23 protein-coding genes are annotated in these 25,711 nt (G+C 67.4%); 8 read left to right on the forward strand and 15 right to left on the reverse strand.

The window, feature by feature from the left end; genetic code table 11:
* Positions 1-101: 101 nt before the first annotated feature.
* The 7 genes from ISP25_RS09125 to ISP25_RS09155 form a co-directional block, all read right to left on the reverse strand.
* Complete coding sequence (locus ISP25_RS09125; protein ID WP_192154152.1) at positions 102-875, reverse strand: DUF4097 family beta strand repeat-containing protein; 774 nt, start codon at positions 873-875, stop codon at positions 102-104.
* Positions 876-1,036: 161 nt separating this feature from the next.
* The gene (gene mazG, locus ISP25_RS09130) at positions 1,037-1,843 is read right to left on the reverse strand and encodes a nucleoside triphosphate pyrophosphohydrolase (protein WP_192154150.1); all 807 of its coding nucleotides are present in this window, start codon (positions 1,841-1,843) and stop codon (positions 1,037-1,039) included.
* A complete protein-coding gene (gene cysQ / locus ISP25_RS09135) occupies positions 1,840-2,661 on the reverse strand; it encodes a 3'(2'),5'-bisphosphate nucleotidase CysQ (protein ID WP_404613346.1) in 822 nt (273 codons plus the stop codon). The genes mazG and cysQ overlap by 4 nt, the downstream gene beginning before the upstream one ends.
* Positions 2,658-3,215 carry an ADP compounds hydrolase NudE gene (gene nudE, locus ISP25_RS09140; RefSeq protein WP_192154146.1) on the reverse strand — a complete coding sequence of 186 codons (558 nt, stop codon included), beginning with the start codon at positions 3,213-3,215 and terminating at the stop codon, positions 2,658-2,660. Before nudE ends, cysQ begins: the two co-directional genes overlap by 4 nt.
* A gap of 19 nt (positions 3,216-3,234) precedes the next feature.
* The gene (locus tag ISP25_RS09145) at positions 3,235-3,573 is read right to left on the reverse strand and encodes a hypothetical protein (RefSeq protein ID WP_404613348.1); all 339 of its coding nucleotides are present in this window, start codon (positions 3,571-3,573) and stop codon (positions 3,235-3,237) included.
* A gap of 14 nt (positions 3,574-3,587) precedes the next feature.
* Positions 3,588-4,382 carry an inositol monophosphatase family protein gene (locus ISP25_RS09150; protein WP_404613350.1) on the reverse strand — a complete coding sequence of 265 codons (795 nt, stop codon included), beginning with the start codon at positions 4,380-4,382 and terminating at the stop codon, positions 3,588-3,590.
* Positions 4,379-5,167: a type II secretion system protein N gene (locus ISP25_RS09155; RefSeq protein ID WP_404613352.1), complete on the reverse strand. Its 789-nt coding sequence runs from the start codon at positions 5,165-5,167 to the stop codon at positions 4,379-4,381. Before ISP25_RS09155 ends, ISP25_RS09150 begins: the two co-directional genes overlap by 4 nt.
* Positions 5,168-5,232: 65 nt before the next feature.
* On the opposite strand from ISP25_RS09155, the gene ISP25_RS09160 reads away from it, so the two are divergent.
* Together ISP25_RS09160 and ISP25_RS09165 are read left to right on the forward strand one after the other, a co-directional pair.
* On the forward strand, positions 5,233-6,609 hold the full coding sequence (locus ISP25_RS09160) for an adenosylmethionine--8-amino-7-oxononanoate transaminase (RefSeq protein WP_404613354.1): 1,377 nt from the start codon (positions 5,233-5,235) through the stop codon (positions 6,607-6,609).
* A 155-nt stretch (positions 6,610-6,764) separates the two neighbouring features.
* A complete protein-coding gene (locus ISP25_RS09165; protein ID WP_404613356.1) occupies positions 6,765-7,499 on the forward strand; it encodes a 16S rRNA (uracil(1498)-N(3))-methyltransferase in 735 nt (244 codons plus the stop codon).
* 15 nt (positions 7,500-7,514) lie between these two features.
* Here ISP25_RS09165 and ISP25_RS09170 read toward each other — a convergent pair whose 3' ends face one another.
* From ISP25_RS09170 to ISP25_RS09205, 8 genes are all read right to left on the reverse strand, one after another.
* Positions 7,515-7,649, reverse strand: a complete 135-nt coding sequence (locus ISP25_RS09170) for a hypothetical protein (RefSeq protein WP_404613358.1) — start codon at positions 7,647-7,649, stop codon at positions 7,515-7,517.
* 29 nt (positions 7,650-7,678) lie between these two features.
* A complete protein-coding gene (locus ISP25_RS09175) occupies positions 7,679-8,233 on the reverse strand; it encodes a chemotaxis protein CheW (protein ID WP_192154128.1) in 555 nt (184 codons plus the stop codon).
* A complete protein-coding gene (locus tag ISP25_RS09180; protein WP_404613360.1) occupies positions 8,230-9,993 on the reverse strand; it encodes a chemotaxis protein CheB in 1,764 nt (587 codons plus the stop codon). The genes ISP25_RS09175 and ISP25_RS09180 overlap by 4 nt, the downstream gene beginning before the upstream one ends.
* Positions 9,986-16,021, reverse strand: coding sequence for an Hpt domain-containing protein (locus tag ISP25_RS09185; protein ID WP_404613362.1), 6,036 nt, complete (start codon positions 16,019-16,021; stop codon positions 9,986-9,988). Before ISP25_RS09185 ends, ISP25_RS09180 begins: the two co-directional genes overlap by 8 nt.
* Positions 16,022-16,102: 81 nt before the next feature.
* Positions 16,103-18,133, reverse strand: a complete 2,031-nt coding sequence (locus tag ISP25_RS09190; protein WP_404613364.1) for a methyl-accepting chemotaxis protein — start codon at positions 18,131-18,133, stop codon at positions 16,103-16,105.
* Positions 18,134-18,260: 127 nt separating this feature from the next.
* Positions 18,261-18,806: a chemotaxis protein CheW gene (locus ISP25_RS09195; RefSeq protein ID WP_404613366.1), complete on the reverse strand. Its 546-nt coding sequence runs from the start codon at positions 18,804-18,806 to the stop codon at positions 18,261-18,263.
* On the reverse strand, positions 18,803-19,180 hold the full coding sequence (locus ISP25_RS09200; RefSeq protein ID WP_192154121.1) for a response regulator: 378 nt from the start codon (positions 19,178-19,180) through the stop codon (positions 18,803-18,805). The genes ISP25_RS09195 and ISP25_RS09200 overlap by 4 nt, the downstream gene beginning before the upstream one ends.
* Positions 19,181-19,201: 21 nt before the next feature.
* Complete coding sequence (locus ISP25_RS09205; protein WP_192154119.1) at positions 19,202-19,612, reverse strand: response regulator; 411 nt, start codon at positions 19,610-19,612, stop codon at positions 19,202-19,204.
* A gap of 342 nt (positions 19,613-19,954) precedes the next feature.
* Here ISP25_RS09205 and gshB point away from each other — a divergent pair, with 342 nt between their 5' ends.
* From gshB to ISP25_RS09235, 6 genes are all read left to right on the forward strand, one after another.
* Positions 19,955-20,917 (forward strand): glutathione synthase, encoded by a 963-nt coding sequence (gene gshB / locus ISP25_RS09210; RefSeq protein ID WP_404613369.1) that lies wholly within the window; start codon positions 19,955-19,957, stop codon positions 20,915-20,917.
* Positions 20,914-21,774, forward strand: coding sequence for a TonB family protein (locus ISP25_RS09215; RefSeq protein ID WP_192154115.1), 861 nt, complete (start codon positions 20,914-20,916; stop codon positions 21,772-21,774). Before gshB ends, ISP25_RS09215 begins: the two co-directional genes overlap by 4 nt.
* 24 nt (positions 21,775-21,798) lie before the next feature.
* Entirely contained in the window at positions 21,799-22,368 is a 570-nt protein-coding gene (locus tag ISP25_RS09220) for a YqgE/AlgH family protein (protein WP_404613371.1), read from the forward strand.
* Positions 22,365-22,817, forward strand: coding sequence for a Holliday junction resolvase RuvX (gene ruvX / locus ISP25_RS09225; RefSeq protein WP_404613373.1), 453 nt, complete (start codon positions 22,365-22,367; stop codon positions 22,815-22,817). The genes ISP25_RS09220 and ruvX overlap by 4 nt, the downstream gene beginning before the upstream one ends.
* Positions 22,814-23,740 (forward strand): aspartate carbamoyltransferase catalytic subunit, encoded by a 927-nt coding sequence (locus ISP25_RS09230; RefSeq protein ID WP_192154109.1) that lies wholly within the window; start codon positions 22,814-22,816, stop codon positions 23,738-23,740. Before ruvX ends, ISP25_RS09230 begins: the two co-directional genes overlap by 4 nt.
* Positions 23,741-23,849: 109 nt before the next feature.
* The gene (locus tag ISP25_RS09235) at positions 23,850-25,649 is read left to right on the forward strand and encodes a hypothetical protein (protein ID WP_404613375.1); all 1,800 of its coding nucleotides are present in this window, start codon (positions 23,850-23,852) and stop codon (positions 25,647-25,649) included.
* The last annotated feature ends 62 nt before the right edge of the window (positions 25,650-25,711 follow it).

A 25,711-nucleotide genomic window follows, 5' to 3' on the forward strand; every position in this document is an offset into this window, starting at 1 on the left:
AAAGAGACGTGGCTCGGCAACCGCCAGCCCGCCGGAACCGCTCTGTCATTTGCCAGGCGCAAAGAATAAATCCCTTGCGAAAAAAGGAAGGCGCAGAGAGATCAATCGTCATCCTGCGGCACGTTGACCTTCCCCTTCACGCCGCTCTGGCTGACGTCGCCACTGCCCTTGGCGCCCAGGCTGAGATCGCCGCCCACGTCGTGTACCCCGAGGTCGCCCGAACCCAGCGTGTCGGCATGCACGCTGCCGCCCACGTTGCGCAGGGTGACGTCGCCGGAACCGATGCTGCCGACCCTTGCGTCACCGCGGATGCCGCTGACCTTCAGGTCGCCCGAACCCACCGAACCCGCCTCCAGACTGCCGACGTCACTGGCGTCCACGTCGCCCGAGCCCACGCTGGTGTCGAACGCGCCGGAAATGCCGGACACGTGCAGGTCGCCCGAACCCACCGAACTGTGCAACTGCTGCACGCCGTTCACGCTGGCGTCGCCCGAGCCCACACGCACCGTCACCGGCAGGTCCGGCGGCAGTTGCACGTTGGCTTCGAGATTCGTGGAGTAATTGCCGAAGAGATGGAACGAGAAGGTGTTCTCCCCGCCCAGCTCGATGATGAGCTGGTCGCCTTCTCGGCGCTGGGTGATCTGCAGCTTGTCCAGCAACGACTGGTCGGAGGCGCAGGCGCGACCGTTCACCACCAGTTGCTTCGCACCCGGGGCGCCGTTCACGTGCAGGTCGTAGCTGTTGACGTCGATCTGCACGCCACGCACGCCGGCGAGGTCGACCTGCAGATTGCGCGGCGCCTGGTATTTGCAGTCGTCGGCGGCGTAAACGGCGAGCGGAGCAAGCAGCAACAGGGCAAATGCGGTGCGACGCATGGCGGAACTCCTGGTTGGGTATCGCCTGATCTGATGCAGCCCGACGGCAAAAGGTTGCAAGCCGCTTTCAGCAGGAGCGCACCCTGTGCGCGATTGCCCCAGGGTTTCGATCAGGGCCAAGGGCGTTCGCGCACAGGGCGCGATCCTACGCGAGGCCGACGTCAACCTTCTTCGCGCTTGGCCCGCCGCCACAGCGCTTCCTGTGCGGCGAGGTCGTGCCCGGCCAGCGTGCCGCCAGCCGCGGCGGCCAGTTGTTCCATGCGGCGGAAACGGCGCTCGAACTTGGCGTTGGCATGGCGCAGCGCGCGCGAAAAATCCACGCCCGCATGGCGGGCGAGATTGGCCACCACGAACAGCACGTCGCCGATCTCGTCTTCCAGCCGCACCGGGTCGGCGCCCGCATCGAACTCGGCCCGCACTTCGTCGATTTCCTCGGCCAGCTTGTCCAGCACCGGGCGATGGTCGGGCCAGTCGAAGCCCACCGTGGCGGCGCGCTGCTGCAGCTTGGTCGCACGCTTCCATTCGGGCAGGCCATGCGAGACACCGGCCAGCGTGCTGGCGTCATGCACGTCACCCCTGGCGGCGCGTTCGGCGGCCTTGAGTTCTTCCCAGGCCTGCTTCTGCGCGGCGAGGTCCGCGTAGCGTGCTTCGCCGAATACATGCGGGTGGCGGCGGACCATCTTGGTGCTGATCGCCTGCGCTACGTCGTCGAAATCGAAATGCCCCTGCTCGGCCGCCATCTGTGCGTGAAACACGATCTGCAGCAGGAGGTCGCCCAGCTCTTCGCGCAGGTCGTCGAGGTCGCCACGGTCGATGGCGTCGGCCACCTCGTAGGCCTCTTCGATGGTGTAAGGCGCGATGCTGGCGAAGTCCTGCTGCACGTCCCACGGGCAGCCGCGTTCGGGGTCGCGCAGGCGCGCCATGATCGCCAGCAGCTCGTCGATGCCGCGCCGCGGGGTGTCGTTCATGGCAGGCCGGCGTCGCGCAGCTTGGCCGTCCAGTCAAGACCGGCGTCGCCCACCGCGATGAACTCGGGATTGAGCACCGATTCGCCGCGGTCGTAACGCAGCGGCTTGCCGTGCAGGTCGAGCACGGCACCGCCGGCTTCTTCCAGCACGCATTGCGCGGCGGCGGTGTCCCATTCGCTGGTCGGTCCGCGACGCAGATAGACGTCCGCACCACCACGCGCGAGCAGGCAGAACTTCAGCGAGGAGCCCAGCGGCTGCAGCGTGTAATCCTCGCCGAGCAGGTGGCGCAGGGTGTCCTCCTGCGATCCGCCATGCGAGCGGCTGCCGGCAGCGATGGCTGGCTGCGCCAGCTCGCGTGTGCTGATGCGCTCCCAATCGCCGCCTGCCTCGGCCTGCCACCATGCGCCGACGCCACGCGCCGCAGCGTACAGATCACCCGTGACCGGTGCCAGCACCACGCCGAGCACGGATTCGTGGCTGTCGATCAGGGCGATGTTGACGGTGAACTCGCCGTTGCGCTTCACGAATTCGCGCGTGCCGTCCAGCGGATCGACCAGCCAGTGCAACGTCCAGGTGCGGCGCTGCTCCCACGGAGCCTGGCTGGCTTCCTCGGAAACCAGCGGCAACGCGGGCTCGATACGGGCCAGTCCCTCGGCGATCACCTTCTGCGCGGCAAGATCGGCGGCGGTGAGCGGGGAGCGGTCGTCCTTCAGCTCGACGTCGAAGTCCTGCCGATAGATTTCGAGGATGGCTTCGCCAGCACGACGCGCCAGCGTGGCGATGTCGAGCAACAGGGGATGATCAAACGGCAGGCTCACTTCAGCTGCATCCTTCCGGCAAGGTATTCGCGCGCCATGAACAGCGCGGCAATGGAACGGCCTTCGGTGACGTCGTCGCGCGCCACCAGGGTGTGCAGGTCGGCGAGCTTCCACGGCACCACTTCCAGGGGTTCCGGTTCGTCGCCTTCGAGGCGTTCGGGATAAAGATCCTGCGCCAGCACCGCGTGCGCCATGTGGGTCATGTAGGAAGGCGACAGCGAGAGTGCGTGCAGCGACGTCAGTCGGCGCGCACCGTAGCCCACCTCTTCCTTCAGTTCGCGGTTGGCGCCCTCTTCCACCGTTTCGCCTGGATCGAGCCGCCCCTTGGGCAGGCTCAGTTCGTAACGCTCGAGGCCCACACCGTACTCGCGCACCAGCAGTACGGTGTCCGCATCCAGCATCGGCACGATGATCACCGCGCCAAGGCCGCCCGGCTTCATGCGCTCAAAGGTGCGGCGCTCGCCGTTGGAAAACTCCAGATCGACCTGCTCGAGCCGCAGGAAACGGCTGTCGGTGACATCACGCGTGGCGTGGATGATGGGCGGTTTGGGCATCGGGCGATTGTAACGTGGCTCAAACCATGGGCGGCGGAATGCCCCGCACGCGCTGGGCGAACGCCGCCCACACCAGCAGCCCGATCACCACACCATGCAGAATGCTGCTGCACATCGCCCAGATGCCCATGAGCTGCGCGAAATGGACAATCGGCTCGCCTGCTGCCCTGGACGCAGGCAACCAGCAGCCCTGCAGCCAGGCACCGAACGACGTCACCGCAAACTGCAGGATGCAGGCGATCAGCACCAGCAGTGCCGGTCGCGGCGCACACCGCCACAGCACCAGGGCCACCACGCCACCGACCAGTGTGGCGAACAGCACCGGACTCGCACCCAGCAGGGCCATCAGGAAAACCATCGTGGATTCCACCGTCACGCGCCTCCGTTGCGATTGAGGGAGAGCCGCTGCAACGCCGTGGCGTGGATCGCCGGCGTGCCGGCCAGCACGCTGCGTGTTTCCAGTGTCGGTGCGTGGCCATCCAGATCGGTGAATACGCCGCCGGCCTCACGCACGATCACCGCCAGCGCGGCGATGTCGAGAATGTTCACATCCGACTCGACCACGAGATCCAGTGAGCCGCGTGCCAGCAGGTGGTAATGGCAGAAATCGCCGTAGCCCCGGATGCGGTTGCTGTCGCGGATCATCGCGCCCAGCGCGGCCCAGCGTGCGTCTCCGGTGAGCGTCTTCACGTTGCCGGTGGAGATCGATGCCTGCGAAAAATCCGCGGTGTCGGCCACATGCACGCGCTCGCCTTCGAACCACGTGCCGTTGCCCGCGCTGGCCCACATCGTCTCGCCATATACCGGCGCGCTGGATACGCCCAGCACCAGTTCGCCGCGATCCATCAGCGCGATCTGGGTGGAGAAGAACGGCGTACGGCGCACGAAGCTCTTGGTGCCGTCCAGCGGATCGACCAGCCAAAGCAGGCCGTCGCGCCTGCCGTCGAGGCCGAATTCCTCTCCATAGATCGCCGCTCCCGGCAACGCCGCGCGCAGTACCCTGCGAATCGCCTGCTCGGCCTCGCGGTCGGCCGCCGTCACCGGCGTGGCGTCACCCTTGATCTCCACATCCACGCCGCGCTTCCAGTAATGCAGGATCACCTCGGCGGCGGCGGCGGCGGCTTCGCGGGCGGCGGCGAGGGCCTGCGCGGCGGTTTCGGCGTTCATGGTGCGGTTTTTCCCGTGATTGCAGCGGCCATGCCGCCACTGCGTGCTATGTGGATGGTGCCGTCGGCATCAGGCCTGCCCAACGCGGCGAGCCAGCGTTGCAGCGCCGGGTCGGGCCGCCGTGCTTGCAACGCGGCTTCGAGACGCCAGCCCAGCAGGCTCAATTCGAAACGACCGGCAGTGCGCAGCGGCCCCTGGCCGTCGTCCTGCCATTGTGCATGGATGACACCGCCCTGCGCGGTGAGCGTGCCATGCAAATTGCCCAGCGGGGCATCGCCGTTTTTCATATGCATCGCGGCTTGCCGCCACTGCCAGTCGGCCTGCAGTTCCAGTGGCCAGCCGCCCTGCAGCACAGCGCGTTGCACGCCCAACACCAGTTCGCCACGCGGTTCGCCCAGGGGCAGACGAAGGCGCGGATCGGCCAATGCCGCCAGATCCGCATGCGCTTGCAGGTCGCTCCATTCCACCTGATCCGCCGACAGCTTCCGCATATGCCCACGCAAGCCGAACCGCGACCCCGTGAAATCGAGCTGCAACTCGGCCTGTCCGAGCAGTACGCGGCGCGACAACTGCCATTGCACGTGCCCTAGCTCGCTGCCGTCCGACGACTGCACGCGATCCGCATGGCCGTCCCACACGGTGCCGCCCACCTGCTGCAAGAGCAGGCCGTGCAGCGACGGCTGCAGCAGCGGCATCGCCCAGCGCGCAGGCAGCCACCACAGCAGCGCCGCGACGGCCAGTAGCAGGACGGCCACGACCGCAAGGATTTTCCTGAGGAGTTTCAAGCAGGCTTTCCGCAATTTTCATGCGCACACTTGAGCGCGCAGCTATGGACGCCGATCATAACGCGATGACGAATCCAGCCGACCGCAACACCGCGCTCGCCGCGCGCGACCTGAAACACATCTGGCATCCATGCACCCAGATGCATGACCACGCCATGACCGGCAAGGGCGGCGTCCCCATGCTGCCCATCGTGCGCGGCGAGGGTGCGTGGCTGATCGATGCCGAGGGGCGGCGCTACCTCGACGGCATCAGTTCGTGGTGGACCAACCTGTTCGGCCACGCCAACCCGCGCATCGCCGCCGCACTGGCGGAACAGGCGCGTACGCTGGAACACGTGATCTTCGCCGGCTTCACCCATCCGCCCGCGATCGAACTGGCCGAAGAACTGGTGCGCATCACGCCACCCGGGCTGGACAAGGTGTTCTTCGCCGACAACGGCTCGGCGGCCATCGAGGTGGCGCTGAAGATGAGCTTCCACTATTGGCTCAACCAAGGCCATGGCGAGAAGACCCGCTTCATCGCGCTCACCGGCAGCTACCACGGCGAGACGCTGGGCGCGTTGTCGGTGAGCGACGTGGCGCTGTACCGCAAGACCTATGCGCCGCTGCTGCTCACGCCCATTCTCGCCCCCTCGCCGGATGCCTACGAAGGCGAGCCCGGCGAGTCGCCGGCACAGGTCGCCGCGCGCCGCGTGGCCGAGCTGCGTGCATTGCTGGAATGCCATGCGCACGAAACCTGCGCGGTGATCGTGGAACCGCTGGTGCAGTGCGCAGGCGGCATGCGCATGTATCACCCGGACTACCTTGCGGGCCTGCGCAAGCTCTGCGATGAGTTCGCCGTGCACTTCATCGCCGACGAGATCGCCGTGGGCTTCGGCCGCACCGGCACGATGTTCGCCTGCGAGCAGGCCAGGGTCTCGCCCGATTTCATGTGCCTGTCCAAGGGCCTCACCGGGGGTACGCTGCCGCTGTCTGCCGTGCTCACCACGCAGCACGTGTACGAGGCGTTCTACGCCGAATACAGCGCCGGCAAGGCCTTCCTGCATTCGCACAGCTATACCGGCAACCCGCTGGCCTGCAGCGCGGCGCTGGCCACGCTGGCGATCTTCCGCGACGAACCGGTGCTGGAACGCAATCGCGCGCTGGCTGCCCATCTCGGCCGCCGCCTGGAACCGCTGCGCGATCACCCGCACGTGGCCGAGGTGCGCCAGACCGGCATGATCGCCGCGGTGGAACTGGTGGCCGACAAGGCGACGCGCTGTCCCTTCCCCGCCGAAGACCGCCGCGGTCTGCGCGTCTACCTGCATGGCCTGCGGCACGAAGCCCTGCTGCGTCCGCTGGGCAACGTGATCTACTTCATGCCGCCCTATGTGGTGAACGAGGCGGAAATCGACCATCTGGTTACGGTGGCCACGTCCGGCATCGAACAGGCCATGGTGTAGCGGGAGCCTGCCGATGATCTCCAAGCATCCCGCAAGGCCGGAGCCATTCGCCCACCTTCCAGCGCCGTCACCCAGTCGCGGACTGAGGCCCGCTCCTTCGTTCTTCCGTTGCCTGCGCGCGAACAGCTTCCTGAAAACCATGGGTGGCCTCTGACATGCGCACCATCCGTATCCATGTCGACCTGCCGCTGACCGTCAGCACCGAAATCGCGTTGCCGGCGCAGGCGGGCGAGCATGTGGCGCGCGTGCTGCGCCTCGTGGCAGGCGATCCGTTGACGCTGTTCAACGGCGATGGCACGGACTATGCCGCCGCGATACGCAGCGTCGGCAAGCGCGAAGTGCTGGTCGAAGTGCTGGATCGGCAGATCGTGGAGCGCGAGTCGCCGCTGCCGCTTACGCTGGCGCAAGGCGTGGCGCGTGGCGAGAAGATGGACCTGATCGTGCAAAAGGCCACCGAGCTCGGCGTGGTGCGCATCGTGCCGCTGCTCACCGAACGCTCCGAGGTAAAGCTGGATGCCGCCCGCGCGGAGAAGCGGCTGGCGCACTGGCAGGCAGTGGCTGCCAGTGCCTGCGAACAATGCGGCCGTGCGCATCTGCCGGAAATCCTTCCTACGCAAACCCTGCCTGCGTGGCTGGCGTCGTTGGATGGCGATGCGGCCCTGCGCCTGGCGCTGCTGCCGGAAGCCACCGCTTCCGCGCGCGAGCTGCGCCCTGGCAGCAATGGCGCCCTGCTGGTGGTGGGCCCGGAAGGCGGCTTGGGCGAACGCGACACCGCGTTGCTGGGGGATGCCGGCTTTGCCGGCCTGCGCCTGGGGCCACGCATCCTGCGCACCGAAACGGCCGGCCTCGCGGCATTGGCTGCGTTGCAGGCCTTGCACGGGGATTTCTGACAGCCGGAAGCGCGGCTATTTTTTCTTGCGCGCCTGCGACAGGAATATCACCGCGACGCCAATAAAAGCTGCTCCAACACCGTAGAAAGCCGGTCGTTTGCCTATCGCCGCAGCGACGAACTCCATCACTGCCGCTACCGCGAACAGCACGCTCGGCAACCAGGCGCGACGACGCCCCGTCAAGCCGCGCCGTCCAGCTCTTCCGGTTCGTCATCCCCGCGAGACAGGTCGTGCACTTCCTGATCTTCCGGTTTGTCCTCCGGCTGGTCCTGCGCCAACAGGCGCACCAACTCCGCCTCGATGCCTTCGAGGTCGGGGATTACCGCCACGTCGTCGCGCACCAGTACCTGCGCGCGCACGCCCGGCGGCAATTCGTTGCCGTCGTGGGTGGGAATGATGAGCTCGGAGTTGAGCGTGGTCAGGCGCGGAAAGCCCTGTGTGAGCACGGCAATGAAGGGCATCTTGGGATCGCCGCCCAGCGCCTTCAGCACCGCCACGCGCACGGTGAGCTCGGCGTCGCCCTCGTCCGCGCCGGCGAGGCGCGAGAAGGATACCAATGGCACGCGCCAGCCGCGCCAGGCGAAGCGACCGACCAGCCACTCGGGCGCGCCGGCCACCGCCTCATGGACAGGGCGGGTAATGACTTCGGCCACGGTGGCGTTGGGCAACAGCAGGCGAAGGCTGCCGGCCGGCACCAGCACGCAACGGATTTCGCGGGGCAACTCGACGCTCATGGATAGACCTCGATCAGATGCGCCGCCAGTTCGTGCAGCGTTCCGGAATAGCTCACCAGCCGCTCGGCGAAGATGGCGCCGACCATGTCGGCGGAATACCCGCCATCGGCGGACTCCACCCATACCTGGCCGTTGCGGTCGTGGATCGCCTGCGCGCCGGCCACCGCATCGGTGGAACGGCCAGCGAATACGATACCCAGCGCATCGCGCCCGAAGGCACTCGCCGCCATGGTGAAGCTGGCGTCGATCGAGGGCTCCAGTGCATCGTCGCGGGTGCGCAACTCGATACTACCGTCGCGGCGCAATTGCACCTGGGCTGCGGCCGGCACCAGCAATACTTCGCCGGCGCGCGCGCGGCCACCGTGTCTGGCGAGCCGTACCGGCAGGCTGGAGCGCTCCAGCAAGCGCTGCAACACGGTATCGACCGGCTGCGCGCCGAAATGCTGGGTAAGCAAGATGGCATGGCGCGCGCCGGCAGGCAGACTGGCCAGGAATTCGCAGACCGAATCCAGGCCGTCGGCCGAGGCACCCAGCAGCACCACGCGGCTGAGCGCACCGCCGAGGTCGTCCAGCAGCATCTCGGTCGGCTCCCATTCGGTGGGGGCCACAGCCTCTTCCAGCGATACCAGTTCCAGCGTCAGCGTCGGCTTGAAATCCTCCGTCGCCGGCTCGACGTCCGGTGCGAGGTAATCGGCGGCGCTCACCTTCTGGACGCCAAAATCGTCGACTTTCGCAGGGGGCGCCGGGGCCGCGGCAACCTCGTCGTGATCCACCAGCGCCCAGTTGTCGGGGGCTGCAGGGGCGCTTGCCGTCACATCCGACGCGGCGGCCGATGCGGGCGACACCTCATCGACCTGCGGGAAGGGGGCGGATTGCTCCTCGGGTAGCGGCAATGACTGGTGCGACGCATCGTCCTGCTGTGCGACGCCGAAACTGCCGTCATGCAGCGGCAGTTCATGGCGCGGCACGGCGGGTGCGAAGTCTTCGTGGGGCAACTCGATCTCGCCAGCAAGCAGCGCGGCCAGCTCCGCTTCCAGATCGTCCGTCGCGGCAAGCCCGTGTTCCGCATGCTCGTCGGCTTCGCCGTGAAATGCGACCGGCTCGGCAGCGGCATGCACATCCGCTTCGGGCAACGCAGGCGGCGCATCGGCCAACGGCTCGGATGGCAACGCCGGCTCAGGTGCGGCCAGCAGTGCCGCCAATTCAGCTTCCAGGTCGTCCGAGGCAGCACGATCATCTGCTTCGTGCCCGGCGGCATCGCCGTACTGTTCGACCGACTCCGACGCATGCATCGTTTCCGGTTCCGCCGAGGCCTGCTCGGCCTCCGTCGGCTCGAACGCTAGCGCTTCGGTCGCTTCGGCAGCCGGTGCAATCGCCGGCAACGTTTCCACAGCCTGTGCGTCGGCCGGGCGCGGCGGGTCCACGTCGCCGCTGGCCAGCACCTTCATCGCAAGGTGGCGCGCCCAGCGCGCGCGATCCCAGCCGTCCAGCGCGCGACTGGCACGGGCATCGTTGAGCACCAGGCGCGGGTGGTCGCCCTCGACCATGCCGAACAGTCGGTCGAAAGCCTCGTCGTCCTCTTCGTCCAGGTTCACCACCAGCACGTCGGGATCGAGCTGACGCAGCAGTCCGGCATCGAACCCCGCGACGGCACCTTCGTGCACGATGCGCGCGCCGCGCTCCTGCAACGTCTGGCGCAGGTGCCCCCCCAGCTCGGCGTCGTCGAACAGCAATGCCACCGAAGGCAGTGCTTCAACCATGGTGCGGCTCCTGCGAAAGCTGTTCGACGGCGCGCCGCTCCAACATCTCGGCGCGCTGATCCAGCACTTCGGTGATCTGCGACAGCAGTTCGGCTTCCTGGTAGGGCTTGCCGAGATAACGATCCACGCCGATGTCGAACGCACGCTGGCGATGCTTGTCGCCGGTACGGGAGGTGATCATGATGATCGGCACGTCGCGCAGGCGCGGATCCGCCTTCATATGGGTGGCCAGCTCGTAGCCGTCCATGCGCGGCATCTCGATGTCCAGCAGCATCAGGTCGGGCACGCGCTCGTGCAGCTTCTCCAGCGCGTCCACACCGTCCTTCGCGGTGCCCACTTCGTATTCGTGGCGCTCCAGCACTCGACCGGTGACCTTGCGCATGGTGATCGAATCGTCCACCACCATGACCAGCGGGCGGGTGCGCTGCTCCTCGATCTTCGGCAACTCGACCGCGGTGAGGCCCTCGGACAGGCGCTGTTCGCGGCGCACCACGCCATGGCGCACCAGCGGCGCCAGATCGAGAATCACCAGCACCGAACCGTCGCCCATGATGGTGGCGCCAAGCACGCCCGGCACCGAGCTCACCTGCGGGCCGACCGACTTCACCACGATTTCGCGCGAACCCAGCACCGCGTCGACGCGGATCGCCGCACGCAGGTCGCCGGTGCGGGCAAGCAGCAACGGCGGTTGCTCGCCTTCCGGCATCACGCCAGGCGGCAGACCGAGCAATTCGGCCAGGTCGTGGATGCCGAACTGCTCGTCGCCGTGTGCGAACACGGGCTCGTGTTCGGCCATGCGCGAGGTCAGTTCGTCGACATCGACGCGCGCGACACCCTGCACCGAGGTCATCGGGATCGCGAAGGTGCTTTCGCCGATGCGCACCAGGATGGCCTGGGTCACCGCAAGGGTGAATGGCAGGCGCAATACGAAGGTGGTGCCCTGGCCCTGTTGCGACTCGATCGCCAGCGAACCGCCCAGCTGCTTGATCTCGTTCGCTACCACGTCCATGCCCACGCCGCGGCCGGCCAGCTGGGTGACCGTGCTGGCGGTGGAGAATCCGGGCTGGGTGATGAGGGCGAGCACCTGGTCGTCGCTCAGGCGGGCGTCAGCGCCGATGAGGCCGCGTTCCACGCCACGCTTGCGAATGGCCTCGCGGTCGAGGCCGCGGCCGTCGTCGCTGACGCGCACCACCACCTCGGTGGCTTCGCGCGTCACGCGGATGCGTACCGCACCCTCTGCCGGCTTGCCTGCCTTGCGGCGATCTTCCGGCGATTCGAAGCCATGCGCCACGGCGTTGCGCAGCATGTGCTCGAACGGCGCCTTGATGCGATCAAGCAGGTTGCGATCCATTTCGCCGTGTGCGCCGTCCACGTAGAGCTGCGCGCTCTTGCCTTCCTCCTGCGCGGCCTGGCGCAGGGTGCGACGCAGATTCGGCACCATGGTGTCGAACGGCAGCATGCGCGTGCGCAGCAAGCCCTCCTGCAACTCGGTGCTGACGCGGGACTGCTGCACCAGCAGGTTTTCGGCCTGGCGGGTCAATTCGTCCAGCACGCCCTGGATGGACACCAAGTCGGACACCGACTCGGCCAGCGAGCGCGAGTACTGCTGCAATTGCGAGAAACGGTCGAGCTCGAGCGGATCGAAGGCAGTGGCGCTGCCGGCCTCGCGGTGCTCGCGCTGGAAACGCGCGATGATCTGCGCCTCGGTTTCGATTTCCAGCATGCGCAACTGGCCGCGCAAGCGTTGCACGGTCTGATCCAGTTCGACCAGGTTGAAGCGGTAGCCGGACACCTGCTGTTCCAGGCGCGAACGGTAGATCGCCACCTCGCCGGCATGGTTCACCAGATTGTCGAGCAGTTCGGCGCGGACGCGGATCTGTTCCTGCGACGAAGCCGCATCGGCACCCTGCTCCGTTGGCAGCAGCTCGGGCAACGGCTCGGCTGCGGCTGCCGCATGTGCCACCTCGGCAGGCTGCGCGTCCGCGGGCGCCATCCGGGCAGCCAATGCCGCTTCGTCGGCGAACTCCTGCTCGCCAGACAACGCCAGCAGGTGCTCGATCGCGGCCTGCGGATGAGCCGGCACCAGTCCCTGCCCCACCTGTTGCACCATGGTGTGCAATTGGTCGAAGCTGGCCTCCAACACGGCGATCAGCGGCATCACCTGCGCCACGCCCGCCACTGGCTTTTCCAGCAGCGTTTCGATGGCATGGGCCAGGTCGCCCACCGACATCATGCCGGCGATGCGCGCGCCGCCCTTGAGCGTGTGCAGGTCGCGCTGCAGCTCGCCCAGATGACCGGCTGCCGTCGGCTCGGCATGCCACTGCGCCAGTACGCCATCGGCGTGGTCGAGTATCTCTCGCGCTTCTTCGACGAAGACCTCGAGCAGATCGGCGTCAATCGGCATGCCAGCGTTCGTGGCCGACGCATCGACCGCCGGCGCGGCGCGCACGGCTTCGTTGGCAGCGCGACGAGCGGCCTCGGCCGCGCGTTCCGCTTCCTGCCGAGCCTGTTCCGCCGCTGCGGCTTCCGCGGCACGCTGCTCGGCCGCCGCTTTCTCGGCCGCAGCGCGCATCTGCGCTTCGGCGGCCTCGCGTGCGGCGCGCTCCTGCGCCAACCGGGCCTGCTCGGCGCGTTCTTCCTGCTCGATGCGCTCCTGCTCGATGCGTTCTTGTTCCAAACGCTCCTGCTCGACGCGCTCCTGTTCGAGGCGTTGTTGTTCCTGCTCCTGCTCGGCCTTCGCCTGTGCCTCCCGCTCTTCGGCTGCGGCGTGCTCGGCCGCTTCCTGTTCCGCAATTTCGCGAGCGTGCTGCTCGTCGTCGACCGGTTCGGCCTCAGTCGGCGCATTCGGCTCGAAGGCGCCCAAGGCAGCCATCAGTTCGCTGGCATAGTGGTCGTGCGAGCCGTCGTCCAGCAACGGCGATGCATGCTCCTCGGCTGCAACCACTTCGTGGGCGTCCTCGGCGGCCTCTTCCGCAACCTCGTCGACCGCGGGTTCCACCGGCGGCTGTGCGGCTTCCACCGGATGCTCGGCGATGATGTGCGCCCCCTGCACTTCCGGATAGCGGTCACGCAGCTCGATCAGCTGGAGCGTCAGCTGGTCGACATTGGGCAATTGCGGCAGAGCCACGTCGAACTGTGCCATGGTCTGGTCGACCACATCGGCGGTACGGTCGAGCAGGCGCACGCCCTCCACCGGCAACGACTGGGCGGTGTGCCGCAAACGCTTGAGCAAGGTTTCGAGCGGCGACAGCAGCTGGATGAGCAGCGGGATGTCGACCATCGCGATGGCGCCATGCAACGTGTGCACGGCGCGCAGCAGGTCTTCGCCCACTGGCAGTTCGCCGCCGCTGCGGTGGATCGCGGTGCGAATGGCCTGCAGGTACTGCGCGACCTCGCTGCGCAGGATTTCCAGCAAGACTGGGTCGACCGAGGGCAACGGCGAGATGGCGAACGTCGCCATTGCCGGCGGCTCGACCGGTTCCGGGGTGGCGATGCTGCCGGCATCGGTGATGCCGGCAGCGGGAATCCCTGCGGCAGCGGCATCGAACCGCGGCACGCGACGGCGCACGATGCGACGCACGGTTTCCATCGCGACCGGCGCGTGATCCTCTATGCGAGCGGTAGCGTCACCGGCAGCGAGCTTGCCGGCGGTCTGCATGATCGCCTCGACCGGTGCATGCGGCACGCCTTCGCCCTTCAGCGAGGCCAGCAGTTGCGGCAGCGCGGCGATGGCATGGTGCACCACGGCCCGCACACCCTCGTGCGGCTCGATGGTGTGGTCGAGCACGCGGTTGAGCATGTCTTCCACCTTCCACGCAAACTCGCCCAGCGCGGGGACGCCGACCAGCCGGCCGGAACCCTTGAGCGTGTGGAAGGAACGGCGGATCGGCGTGAGCGCGGCGAGCTGCGCGGGATCGGTCAGCCACGCGCTCTCGGCGCTGCGCAGGTTGTCGATCTCTTCCTGCATTTCCTCGAGGAAGATGTCGCGGATGTCGTCGTCGATGCTTTCGGCCTGCTGGTCGAAGCGGAAGCCTTCGGCCAGCGCACCGTCCACCGGCACCTGTTCCTCGATTTCCTCCTCGACTTCGATCCACTCGTCGCCAGCGGCAGCGGCCGGTGCGGGCGGCGCGGTGGGCTCGGTCTGCGCGAAGCGCAGGCCATCGATGTCGTGGGTATGCACCGGCTGTGGCGCTTCCGGCGCAACGAACAGGTGGCTGGCATCGCTGCCCGGATAGATGCTCACCGGCTCGGACAAGGCTTCGTGAGCGTGCCCCTCCGGCGTCGCCGACGCATCGGCGCCCGGCAGCGGGCGCTCGGCCGGCAGCGGCCAGTAGCCGAGCTGGCCGAGGCTGTGTTCGGCGACGTCGATGATGTGCGCCAGGCCGCCACGGTGCTCGCGCGCGGCTTCCAGGTAGTACTCCAGCGCGGCCAGCGCGTCGGCCAGATGATCCATCTGCACGCTGCTGGGTACGCGCCGGTCGACCAGCAATTCGTTGTGGATGAAGCGGCCGATGCCTTCGGCCAGTTCGGCCGTGCGATCGGCGGACAGCATGCGCGCGGCACCGGCCACCTCGGCCATCTGCGCCGGCGCTTCGGCCAGCCCGGCGTGATCCCAGCCGGACTCGACGAAGGCGACGATGGCTTCCTTCACCTTTCCGGTGTTGCGGATCGCTTCCTGCATCACCGTGCTGAGGATGCCCTGCACTTCGCTGCGCGGCAGGCTCGACGCGTCGGCCTCGCCGTCCTTCGATTCTTCGATTGCGCCGAGGCTCTCGATGTGATCGTCCAGCGATGCTTCCACGTACAGCAGCGCACCGGCCACGTCGAGCAGGGTTTCCTCGTCGACGACACGCAGCTTGTTGGTGACTTCCTCGAGCACGCGACGCTGCTCGTCCACCACCCGGCGCGGCACGGCAAGGGCCAGCATGCCGAGGGTATCGGCGACACGGCCCAGCAATTCGCATTGCGGCTCCAGCGAGGCCGGATCGGCGTTCGGCTGGCGCTGGAACAGGTCGAGCGCTTCCTTGACGCGCAGCAGGTCCTCCTTGAGCGCCTTGGCCACCGAGTCGAGCAAGGCCCGGTTGTGCCCGGCCATGGAACCGCGGGCGTGCTCCAGTTCCTCGGCGCCGGGCAGCAGGCTGTCCAGCGAATAGGTGCGGCGCAGCAGCTCCATGCTTGGGCTGTGCTGGCGCGACTGCGCCACGATGTAGAGCAGACGATTGCACAGGTCGTCGGCGTCGCCGCCGCGCAGGCTGTCCTCGCCCTGTTCGATCAACTGCCGTATATGACGATCGGCCTTGCCGATCAGCTGGCGCAACTCGGTGGAATAGGCGCCGAGCATGCCGTGCTCCAGCCCCTCCACCACACCGGCGGCGATCCACCACAGGCGTCGCCCATGCACGTGGTAGCAGCGCGCGGCGATCGCCAGCAAAGTCTTGCGCATGCCGGCCAGCGGCTGCGCCTGCGACTGGCCGCGGAACCACGCGAGCATGTGCTGCTGGAACTGCAGGCGCAGTGCCACCAGCTCGCCGCGACGCTCTCGCGCCTGCGCCTCGCTCATCGCGGCGGGCGCCTGGGTAGGCAGGAAGGCGTCGAGGTTCGGGCGGAACAGCGCCGCCTCCGACAGCTCCTCCTCGCCGCGGCTGGCCCGCAGGTCGTTCAGCAGCGGCAACAGCACCACCGGCACGTCGCGATGGCCGCTGGCGACGCGTTCAAGGTAGTCGGGCAACTGCATCAGGCCGCGCATCATCGCGGCGTAGGCGTCCTCGCGTTGCGCGACCTTGTCCTGCAGCAGCGCGATGGCAAGCTCTTCCATCTCCGTCGCCACCATGGCGGGGCCAGGCAGCTCGACCATCCGCAGCGTGCCTTGCACCTGATGCAGGCTGTCGGCGCAGGATCGCATGGCGTCGCCGCGGGCCGGATTGGCCACGTAGGACTCCAGCGACTCGCGGGCGCTGGCCAGTGTCTGCTCCAGCTCGGGGCGAACCCACTGCAGGGTGGTGAAATCGATATTGTCTTGAAGTCTCATGCACTTCCCTCAGCGGTTGCGCGGCGAGTCGCCACGCCACCATCGAGACTGCCCCAGTCAGTAAATGTCGCCGCCAAACCGTCAGCCCGGCAGCTTGAAGTGGGCCACCGAGCGACGCAGATCGCTGGCCAACTGCGCCAACGTACCGATCGAGTCCGCGGTCCGGCTGGCACCTTGCGAGGTCTGCGAGGTGATTTCCCGGATCGCGTTCATCGATTGCGAAATGTCCGTCGCCGCCGCCGACTGCTGGCGTGCCGCGCTGGAGATGTTCTGAATCAGCGCAGACAGGTCATGCGACACGCGTTCGATGTCGCCCAGCGCGCTGCCTGCATCCTCCGCCTTGCGGGCGCCGGCCACCACTTCGGCGGTGGTCTGCTCCATCGAATTCACCGCTTCGTTGGTATCGGACTGAATGGTCTGCACCAGTGTCTCGATTCGCTTCGTGGCGCTGGTGGAGCGTTCCGCCAGTCGCTGCACTTCGTCCGCCACCACCGCGAAACCGCGGCCCGCCTCGCCGGCCGAAGCCGCCTGGATGGCCGCGTTCAAGGCGAGGATGTTGGTCTGCTCGGCGATGTCGTTGATGAGTTCCACGATGGAGCCGATTTCCTGCGAAGACTCGCCCAGCCGCTTGATGCGCTTGGAGGTTTCCTGGATCTGGTCGCGGATCGAGTCCATGCCGGAGATCGTCTCGCGCACCACCTCGGCGCCGTGCGAGGCAATCTGCACCGAGCGCTCGGCCACGTCGGCCGATTCGGCGGAGTTCTTCGACACGTGGTCCATCGAGTTGGCGATCTCGTTGATCGCGCTGGTCGCGGTGCTGATCTGCTGCGCCTGCTGCTCGGCCGAAGCGGCCAGATGGCGGGCGGTGGTCTGCGTTTCCTGCGCCGACGAAGAGACCTGCTCGGAGGTTTCGTTGATCGTGGTCACCAGGGTACGCAACTCGTCGATGGCGTAGTTCACCGAGTCGGCGATGGCGCCGGTGATTTCCTCGGTCACCGTGGTCTTCACCGTCAGGTCGCCTTCGGCGAGCGCGCCCATCTCGTCCAGCAGGCGCATGATCGCCTCCTGGTTGCGCTGGTTGAGCGAGGTAGATTCGGCGAAACGGCGGCGCTGGTCGCGCACCAGGCTGACCACCAGCAACAGGGCGAAGAGCACCGCACCGATGGCGGCCAGAAGGCCCCACCACACGTTCGGGAACAGGCGGCGCAGCGGCAGCTTGCCGATCTGGTCGGCGAGGTCGTTTGCGCGCAGCAGCACCGATTGCGAATCCAGCGAGGCCTGGGTTCCGGCCTGCTTCACCGCCGACAGGTTGCCGGAAGCGGACACCAGCTTGGCCAGAGGGTCGGCCAGCTTGCCCCAGCTGCCCTGCATGTCGGTAAGGATCTTGTGGGCGTTGGCGTCGGCAATCGGCTTCACGCCGCTGTTCGCATTGTTCTCGGTCAGGCCCTGAAGCACGTTGCCGTACTGCTGGGCATCGCGCTGCAGGCCGTCAGCAGCCGCCTGGGCGTTGTCGCCGCCCTGCAGCACTTCCTGCACGCGGCGGATGATGCGGTCGGCCGAGAGCATCTGGCGCGAGGTGCCCAGCATCTGGTCAGCGCTGCCGTTGCGCTGCTGCAGGATGGTGACCACCTGCTCCATGCTGGAGTTGAGCAACGGCATCTGCTGCGACACGGTGGCCGCGTTCTGGCCGGAGTCGAGCACCACGGACCGGTTCGACAGGATCTTGCCGATGTCGCTGTCCAGCTGCTTCCACGCGCCATCCAGCGCGCTGTACGAGCGGCCGACCAGCGAGGTGTTGTTGTCGGCGTAGGCATGCATGCCGGTGGTCGCATCGCCCCTGTTCAGCTTGCGCACGGCGGAATCGATCGCGTTGCGGGTGCTTTCCAGCTCCTTGAACGAATCGGCGTTGCCGTCGGACGATTCCAGCGCGAATTTCGCGGTCTGCTGCGACAGCACCTGGATCTGCGTGGTCAGCGCTACGGCCTGCCGGTCTTCGCCGTTCTTCACGTTGAGCTGCCAGAAATCCAGGGCCGCGAAACCGATCGCGACCAGCAACATGACAATGAGCGCGGTGTTCCCCCGCTCTTTGCCGACGCCCCCTGTAGTGCTCATGTTCACCTCGTCCGTCTACTTCGCCGGATCCGTTCCGCCTACTGGGGCGGCATCGGATCCTTGGTCTGCCATCTTGGAATTGCCGGCCCTTGGCGGCACCGAACCTGTTGTCTGCAACCGTCCGGGCTCAGGCCGCGGCCTGACGGAAGTCCGGGGCACGCACCAGCCTGCCCATGCTGAATATCGCCATCTGCTGCCCGCCGTCGCCCACCAACTGCTCGGCGAAGCGGGCCAGCCGTGGATCGTCCTCCTGCCCAGCCGCGCGCCGCTGCTCTTCGTCCACCGTGCGCTGGCCGAACACCTCGTCCACCAGCAGTGCCACGCTGCCGCCGCCCTGACGCACCACCAGCAGGCGCGCGCGGTCGGTTTGCGGGGTGCGCTCGCCGAACAGGAAGCGGCCGAAATCCACTACCGGCATCAGGTTGCCGCGCACGTTGGCCACGCCGAGCAGCCATGGCTGCGTGCGGGGCACGGTGGTGAGCGGTGGCATCGCCAGCAATTCATTGATCTCGCCGATTTCGCTGACCAGCATGCGCTGCCCCACGCGGTAGCCGATGCCGCGCCACAGACCGGGCGCATCCATCCGCTCGCGGGTATCCGAGGCATGCGCCAGGGACAACCGCTCGTAGCTAGCCAGGATTTCGAAAGGGGTAAGGCCAGGGGTTGCGTTCATGCCGCGCTCGCGCTGGACAGCAATTGGTTGATGCAGGCGAGCAACTCGCCCTCGTTCACCGGCTTGGTGATGAAGGCGCGCGCGCCCTGGCGCAGGCCCCACACGCGGTCGGTTTCCATCGCCTTGGTGGTGATCATTACGATCGGCACTGCGGCGGTGGCAGGGTCGCGGGTAAGCGTGCGGGTCGCCTGGAAGCCGTTCATGCCGGGCATGATGACGTCCATGATGACCAGCGCCGGCGGCGCGCTGCGCACGCGCTCGATGCCTTCCTCGGCGTTGCCGACCGAGGCGACCTGATGCCCCGCACGTTCGAGCAGCGTGGTTAGCACGCGCACGTCGGTCGGGGAGTCGTCGATGATGAGGATATTGGCCACGGTTCCCCCTGAGTTCCGCGGTCAGCGACCGGTCGCCGCGCCGACGTGCTGCTGGATGGCACCCAGCAACTCGTCACGCGTGAACGGCTTGGTGAGGTACTGCTCAGCGCCCACGACGCGGCCGCGCGCCTTGTCGAACAGGCCATCCTTGGAGCTGAGCATGATCACCGGCGTGGCGCGGAACTGCGGGTTGTTCTTGATCAGCGCGCAGGTCTGGTAGCCGTCCAGCCGCGGCATCATGATGTCGACGAAGATGATGGCAGGCTTCTGGTCGGCGATCTTGGCGAGCGCCTCGAAGCCGTCCACGGCGGTCAATACGTCGCAACCTTCCTTCTTCAGCAGGGTCTCTGCCGTGCGACGGATGGTCTTGGAATCGTCGATCACCATGACCCGCAGGCCGGCCAGACCATTCGCGTTCGCGTTCAGATTCATTTCTCCCCCTGTCGCCCAACACCGGGCCCAGGACAATCAGCAAGGCAGGCAACAAGCATGCCGCTGATGCACATGACAAAACAACACTTGGTATTGCAGCACACGACCCCGCTCTGCGGCGGGATGCGCTAGCAGTCGTTGTTTACTGCCTGCCTGCCATGGCGTCAAGCAACATTCGCATCGTCAAGCATCCGTCGGCGCGCAATGTGACCTTCACCGGCCATGTCGGACCTCCCGCGGCATGCGGGGCCCATGCGCGCTTGTCGCGACCTGCCGCGTAGGCGAACATCGGCACCCTGTCGCCGGCGTGCCGCGCCGCAAAACCTTTCGCGGAGAATCACGATGCCACTTTCAGTCGCGGTGCTGATGGATCCCATCGGCACGATCAAGCCGGCCAAGGACACCACCCTGGCCATGCTGCTGGAAGCTCAGCGCCGCGGCCACACCCTGTTCTACATGGAACAGGGCGACCTGGCCCTGCGCGATGGCGCACCGTGGGCCCGGCTGCGCCCGCTGGCGGTGCGCGACGACCAGCACGACTGGTCCACGCTGGGCGAGGCGCAATGGCGCGACCTGCGCGAACTGGACGTGGTGCTAATGCGCAAGGATCCGCCGGTCGACGCGCAGTTCGTCTACGACACCATGGTGCTGGAAACAGCCCAGCGCGGCGGCCTGGCGGTGGTGAACGATCCGCGTGCGCTGCGCGACTGCAACGAGAAGCTGTTCGCGCTGCAGTTCCCGCAGTGCATCGCCCCCACCCTGGTGAGTCGTGATGCCAGCGAGCTGCGCCGTTTCGTCGCCGAATGCGGCGAAGCGGTGCTGAAGCCGCTGGACGGCATGGGCGGACGCGGCATCTTCAAGGTCAAGGCCGGCGACAGCAACCTCAACTCCATGCTGGAAACCCTGCTGGCCGGCGGCCCGCACGGCGAGGGGCGGCAGTTTGCCATCGCGCAGAAGTTCATTCCGGCGATCAGCGCGGGCGACAAGCGCATCCTGCTGATCGACGGCGAGCCGGTTCCGTATGCGCTGGCGCGCATCCCGCAAGGCGACGAGTTCCGCGGCAACCTCGCCGCCGGCGGCCGCGGCGAGGGCGTGCCGCTCAGCGAGCGCGACCGCTGGATCGTCGCCCAGGTGGCACCGGAGCTACGTCGGCGCGGCCTGCGCTTCGTGGGCCTGGACGTGATCGGGGATTACCTCACCGAGATCAACGTCACATCGCCGACCTGCGTGCGCGAGCTGGATGCGCAGTTCGGCCTTAATATCGCAGGCCTGCTGTTCGACGCCATCGAGAACACCGCTTCGTGAGTCCTGCCGCCGTACGCCCCAGCGCCGCCCCCATCGGCGCCACCCTGCTGTTCTCGCTGCTGCTGCATGGCGTGCTGCTGCTGGGCATTACCTTCCATTTTGCCAAGATCGATCCCGGCCTGCCGACGCTGGACGTCACCCTCGTCAACGTGGCCAACCGGGAAGCGCCGGACCAGGCTGATTTCCTGGCACAGGCGAACAATCGCGGCGGTGGCCAGAGCGACCAGGCCGCGCGACCGTCGCAACCGCTCTCCGGCGCGTTGCCCAAGCCATTTCCGGGCACAGCCATGCAGTCGACCGAAGCCGCCACGCCTCTGCCCCGCGAAGCCACTCCGCAGCGCATGGTGACCACCAGCGGGCAAAGCAATTTCAGCGTGGCCAGCGACACCGCCCACACCGAAGTCCCGCCCCAGGATGCCCCTACCGCCGAGGATCTGCGCCGCCAGCAGGAAATGGCGCAGCTCTCCGCCGAACGGCGCCAGGCGATCGAGGACTACGCCAAGCGCCCGCGCAAGAAATACATATCGGCCAACACCCGCGAATACGTCTATGCCGCCTACATGCGCGGCTGGTCCGACCGCGTCGAACGGGTGGGCAACCTCAACTATCCGGAAGAGGCGCGTCGGCGGGAATTGCATGGCGACTTGCTGCTCACCGTATGCATCAATCGCGACGGCAGCATCAGCAGCATCGACGTGATCCAGAGCTCCGGCCAGCCGCTGCTGGATGCCGCCGCCAAGCGCATCGTGCAACTGGCCGCGCCGTTCCCCCCGCTTCCGCCCGAGGCGAAGGTGGATCAGCTCTACATAACGCGCACCTGGCAGTTCCTGCCCGGCAATGTGCTGCGGAGCAAATAACGTCGGGCGGTTTACAATGCGCGCATGAGCCGCACCGAACCGCCCACCCTCACCGGCCACTTCCTGATCGCCATGCCCGGCCTGGCCGAACCGCCGTTCTCGCGCGGGGTGGCCCTGCTCTGCCAGCACAACGAGGAAGGCGCGGTTGGCCTTCTGGTGAACCAGCTTTCGCATTACCGCTTCGGCGACGTGCTGGCGCAGATGAAACTGGAGTGCAGCGACCCCGAGCTGGTCGACGCCCCCGTGCTGATCGGCGGCCCGGTGCAGCAGGAACGCGGCTTCGTGCTGCATCGCGAGTCGGGCCACTGGGATTCCAGCTATCGCATCAACGCACAGTGGTCGGTGACCACCTCGCGCGACATCCTGGTGGCGATGGCCGCGGGCGAAGGTCCGCGCCAGGCGATCATGGCGCTGGGCTACGCAGGCTGGGACGCCGGCCAGCTGGAACAGGAGCTGATGGCCAACGCGTGGCTCACCGTGGAAGCCAGCGAACGGGTGATCTTCGATACCCCGCTGGAGGAGCGCTGGAGCGCCGCCGCCGGCCTGGTCGGCGTCGATCCGCTGCAACTCGCCGGTTACGCGGGCCACGCATGAACTGCGCCTTCGGCTTCGACGTTGGCAGCAAGCTGATCGGCGTCGCCGTGGGCAATGCGCTTACCGCCAGTGCACGCGCGCTGGGCGTGGTGGCGATGCGTGACGGCTCGCCCGACTGGCCCGCGCTCGATGCCATGCAGGCGCAGTGGCTGCCCGAGGCCCTGGTGGTAGGCCTTCCGCTGACACTCGCCGGCGAGGAGCAGCCCGCCACGCGCCGAGCCCGCCGCTTTGCCGAACAACTCGGGGCCCGCTACGGCACCGCCGTTGCGCTGGTGGACGAACGCCACAGCTCGCACGAAGCCGCACGCCGTTTTGCCGGCGCACGCGCTGCCGGCCTCAAGCGCCGCCGCGACACCGCCACCATCGACGCCGAGGCCGCCGCCGTGATCCTCGAACGCTGGCTGGCCGACACCACTTCAACTTTCCCTGCCCAAGCACCCTCTCCATGAGCCCACGCCTGCGTCACCTCACCACGCTGGAACATCTGCCACGCGCCAGCATCGAGCACCTGCTCGACCGCGCCATCGCGCTGCGCGACGCCTGCGCGCATGGCACCCGCAAGCTGGACACGCTGGCCGGGCGCACCGTGCTCAACCTGTTCTTCGAACCGTCCACGCGCACGCGCACCTCGTTCGAGCTGGCCGCGCGCCGGCTCGGCGCCGACGTGGTGAACTTCGACATCGGCTTCTCTTCCACCACCAAGGGTGAAGCGCTCTACGACACCTTGCACACGCTGGAGGCCATGCACCTCGATGCCATCGTCGTGCGCCACAAGGTGTCCGGCACACCGGAGGAACTGGTGCGCCATGCGATGAGCGGCGTGTCGGTCATCAATGCCGGTGACGGCAACCGCGCCCACCCCACCCAGGGCCTGCTCGATGCGCTGACCATCCGCCAGCACCGGCCGGATTTCGAAAATCTCGTGGTGACGATCTGCGGCGACATCCGCCATTCGCGTGTGGCGCGCTCCGACGTGCACGCGCTGGCCGCGCTGGGAGTGGGCGAAATCCGCCTGTGCGGGCCGGCCGCGCTGCTGCCGGAAGCGGACGAACTCCCGCAATGCCGCCTTACCGAGGATTTCGACAGCGCCATCGCAGGCGCCGACGTGGCGATCATGCTGCGCCTCCAGAAAGAGCGCATGGCCTCCACCGACCTGCCCGACGAGGCTGCCTACTTCCGCCACTACGGCCTCGACAGCCGCCGCCTCGCCCTTGCCGCGAAGGGCTGCCTGGTGATGCATCCAGGCCCGCTCAACCGCGGCATCGAAATCGCCGACGCGGTGGCCGACGGCGCACAGTCGCGCATCCTCGAGCAGGTGGCCAACGGCGTGTTCGTGCGGATGGCCGTGCTGGGCGAGCTGCTGGCACGTTGAACACCCGCGGATAGGTCTGCCCGACAGCCGGGCGGCCCTAATCTTGCACCGCAACAAGCATACAAAACGGGCATAATGCCCGCGACGGCTTTCATTACCGGGGAACACCATGCAATCGAGGACGCGCTTCATCGCGCTGGGTCTGGCCTGCGCCGCATTGGCGGCCTGCTCGCACAAGGACAAGGACGCACCGCTGGCCTTCGTGCCCGCGGATACGCCCTACGTGGCCGCCAACCTGGCCGTACTGGACGACGACACCCGCAAGGCGCTGCTCGCCCAGGCCAATCTGCAGCTGCCGTCGCAGGTCGCGCAGATGGAGGCCTATGCGACCCGCCTGCAGGCCAGCGACCCTGACGCCGCGCGCCTCGTGCAGGCCTTCGCCGCCGAGTACAAGGGCAAGACCGTGGAAGGCTTCGCCCAGTCCACCGGCTTCGACCTCAAGGGCCGCTTCGCGCTGTACGGCGAAGGCATGGCGCCGGTGCTGCGCGTCGAACTGAGCGACCCGGCTGCCTTCGATGGCTTCGTAGCCCGGCTTGAAACCGCCTACGGCAAGAAGCTGGACACCGCCACCATCGGCAAGCAGACCTACCGCCTGCACGTGCTCCCTGCCTCCGGCGCGGAGCTGGTGCTGGCCGTGGTCGGCAAGCAGATGGTGGGCGCCCTGCTCCCGGCCGACGCCGCCACGCCGCTGCTGCGCCAGACGCTGGGCCTGGACCGCCCGGCGAAGAGTCTGCAGGACGACGGCCGCCTCGACACACTGGCCAGTGACAAGGGTTATGCGAAGTGGCTGGTGGGCCAGTTCGACCTCACCCGTGCGCTGCCGCTGGTGCTCACGGGCTCCGATCCGCTGGTCGCCGCGGTGGAGAAGGCCCGTGCCAGCGCCGAGTCGGCCCAGACTGGCGAACCGGTGGCGAACCTGCTGAAGAACTCGCCCGACTGCGCCCCCGAAGCCAGCCGCATTGCCGCGCGCGTGCCGGCCATGAGCTTCGGCTACACGAGGCTGGATGCCACACACCAGGACGCGCGCTTCGACCTTGCACTGGCCGATGACATCGCCAAGGCCTTCAGCGGCCTCAAGGTGGAATTGCCGGGGTTGGGCAGCGGCGCCAGTACGGCACCGTTCGACTTCAGTCTCGCCCTGCCGGTGGCCGCCCTGCGCACGTTCTGGTCGGCACAGGCCGAAGCGGTGGCGGCCAAGCCGTTCGCCTGCCCCATGCTCACCGACCTCAACGACAGCTTCGCCAAGCTGGGCGACGCGCTGCCGAAGACGGCCATCCCGCCGTTCGGCAACCTGCTCGGCCTGCGTGTCGCGCTGGACACGCTGGGCACCGACAGCACCAGCAGCCTGCCCGACTTCACCGGCCGCATCGTGCTGGGCACCAGTGACCCCGCCGGCCTGCTCGCCACCGGCCAGATGATGGTCCCCGCATTGGCCACGGTGAAGGCAGCCGCCAATGCCGCACCGGTGGCCCTGCCGAAGGATGTGACCGGCATGCTCGGCCAGCCGAGCTGGCTGGCCAGCGGCGACAAGGCGCTCGCACTTGGCATCGGCCCTGGCGAAGACGCCAAGCTCGCCGGCACCTTGCACGATGCGTCGGGCGAACCCGGCCAGATGGCGCGCATGCACCTCTCCGGAGCGATGTACCTGGACTGGCTGAAGTTCATGGAGAAGAAATCCGACAGCCTCGCCGCCGCTGCCGCGGAAATGAGCAAGAACGACGAACCCCCTGCCAATGGCGAACCCTCGCCGGCCAACGAAGCCGCGCAGGCCGCCGCCGATGCCGCCCGCAGCAAGGCGCAATTCGCCGCGATGGAAGCGCAGGCGCAGCGCGTGGACGGCATTGATGCCGAAATGCATGTGACCGACAGCGGCATCGTCGTCACCAGCCACACGACGCTCAAGCAGTAATTTGGAGTTGCGCGAACGAAAAGAAGAAGGCGCCCAATGGGCGCCTTCTTCTTTTCCACGCG

The organism is Rhodanobacter hydrolyticus (assembly GCF_044904645.1).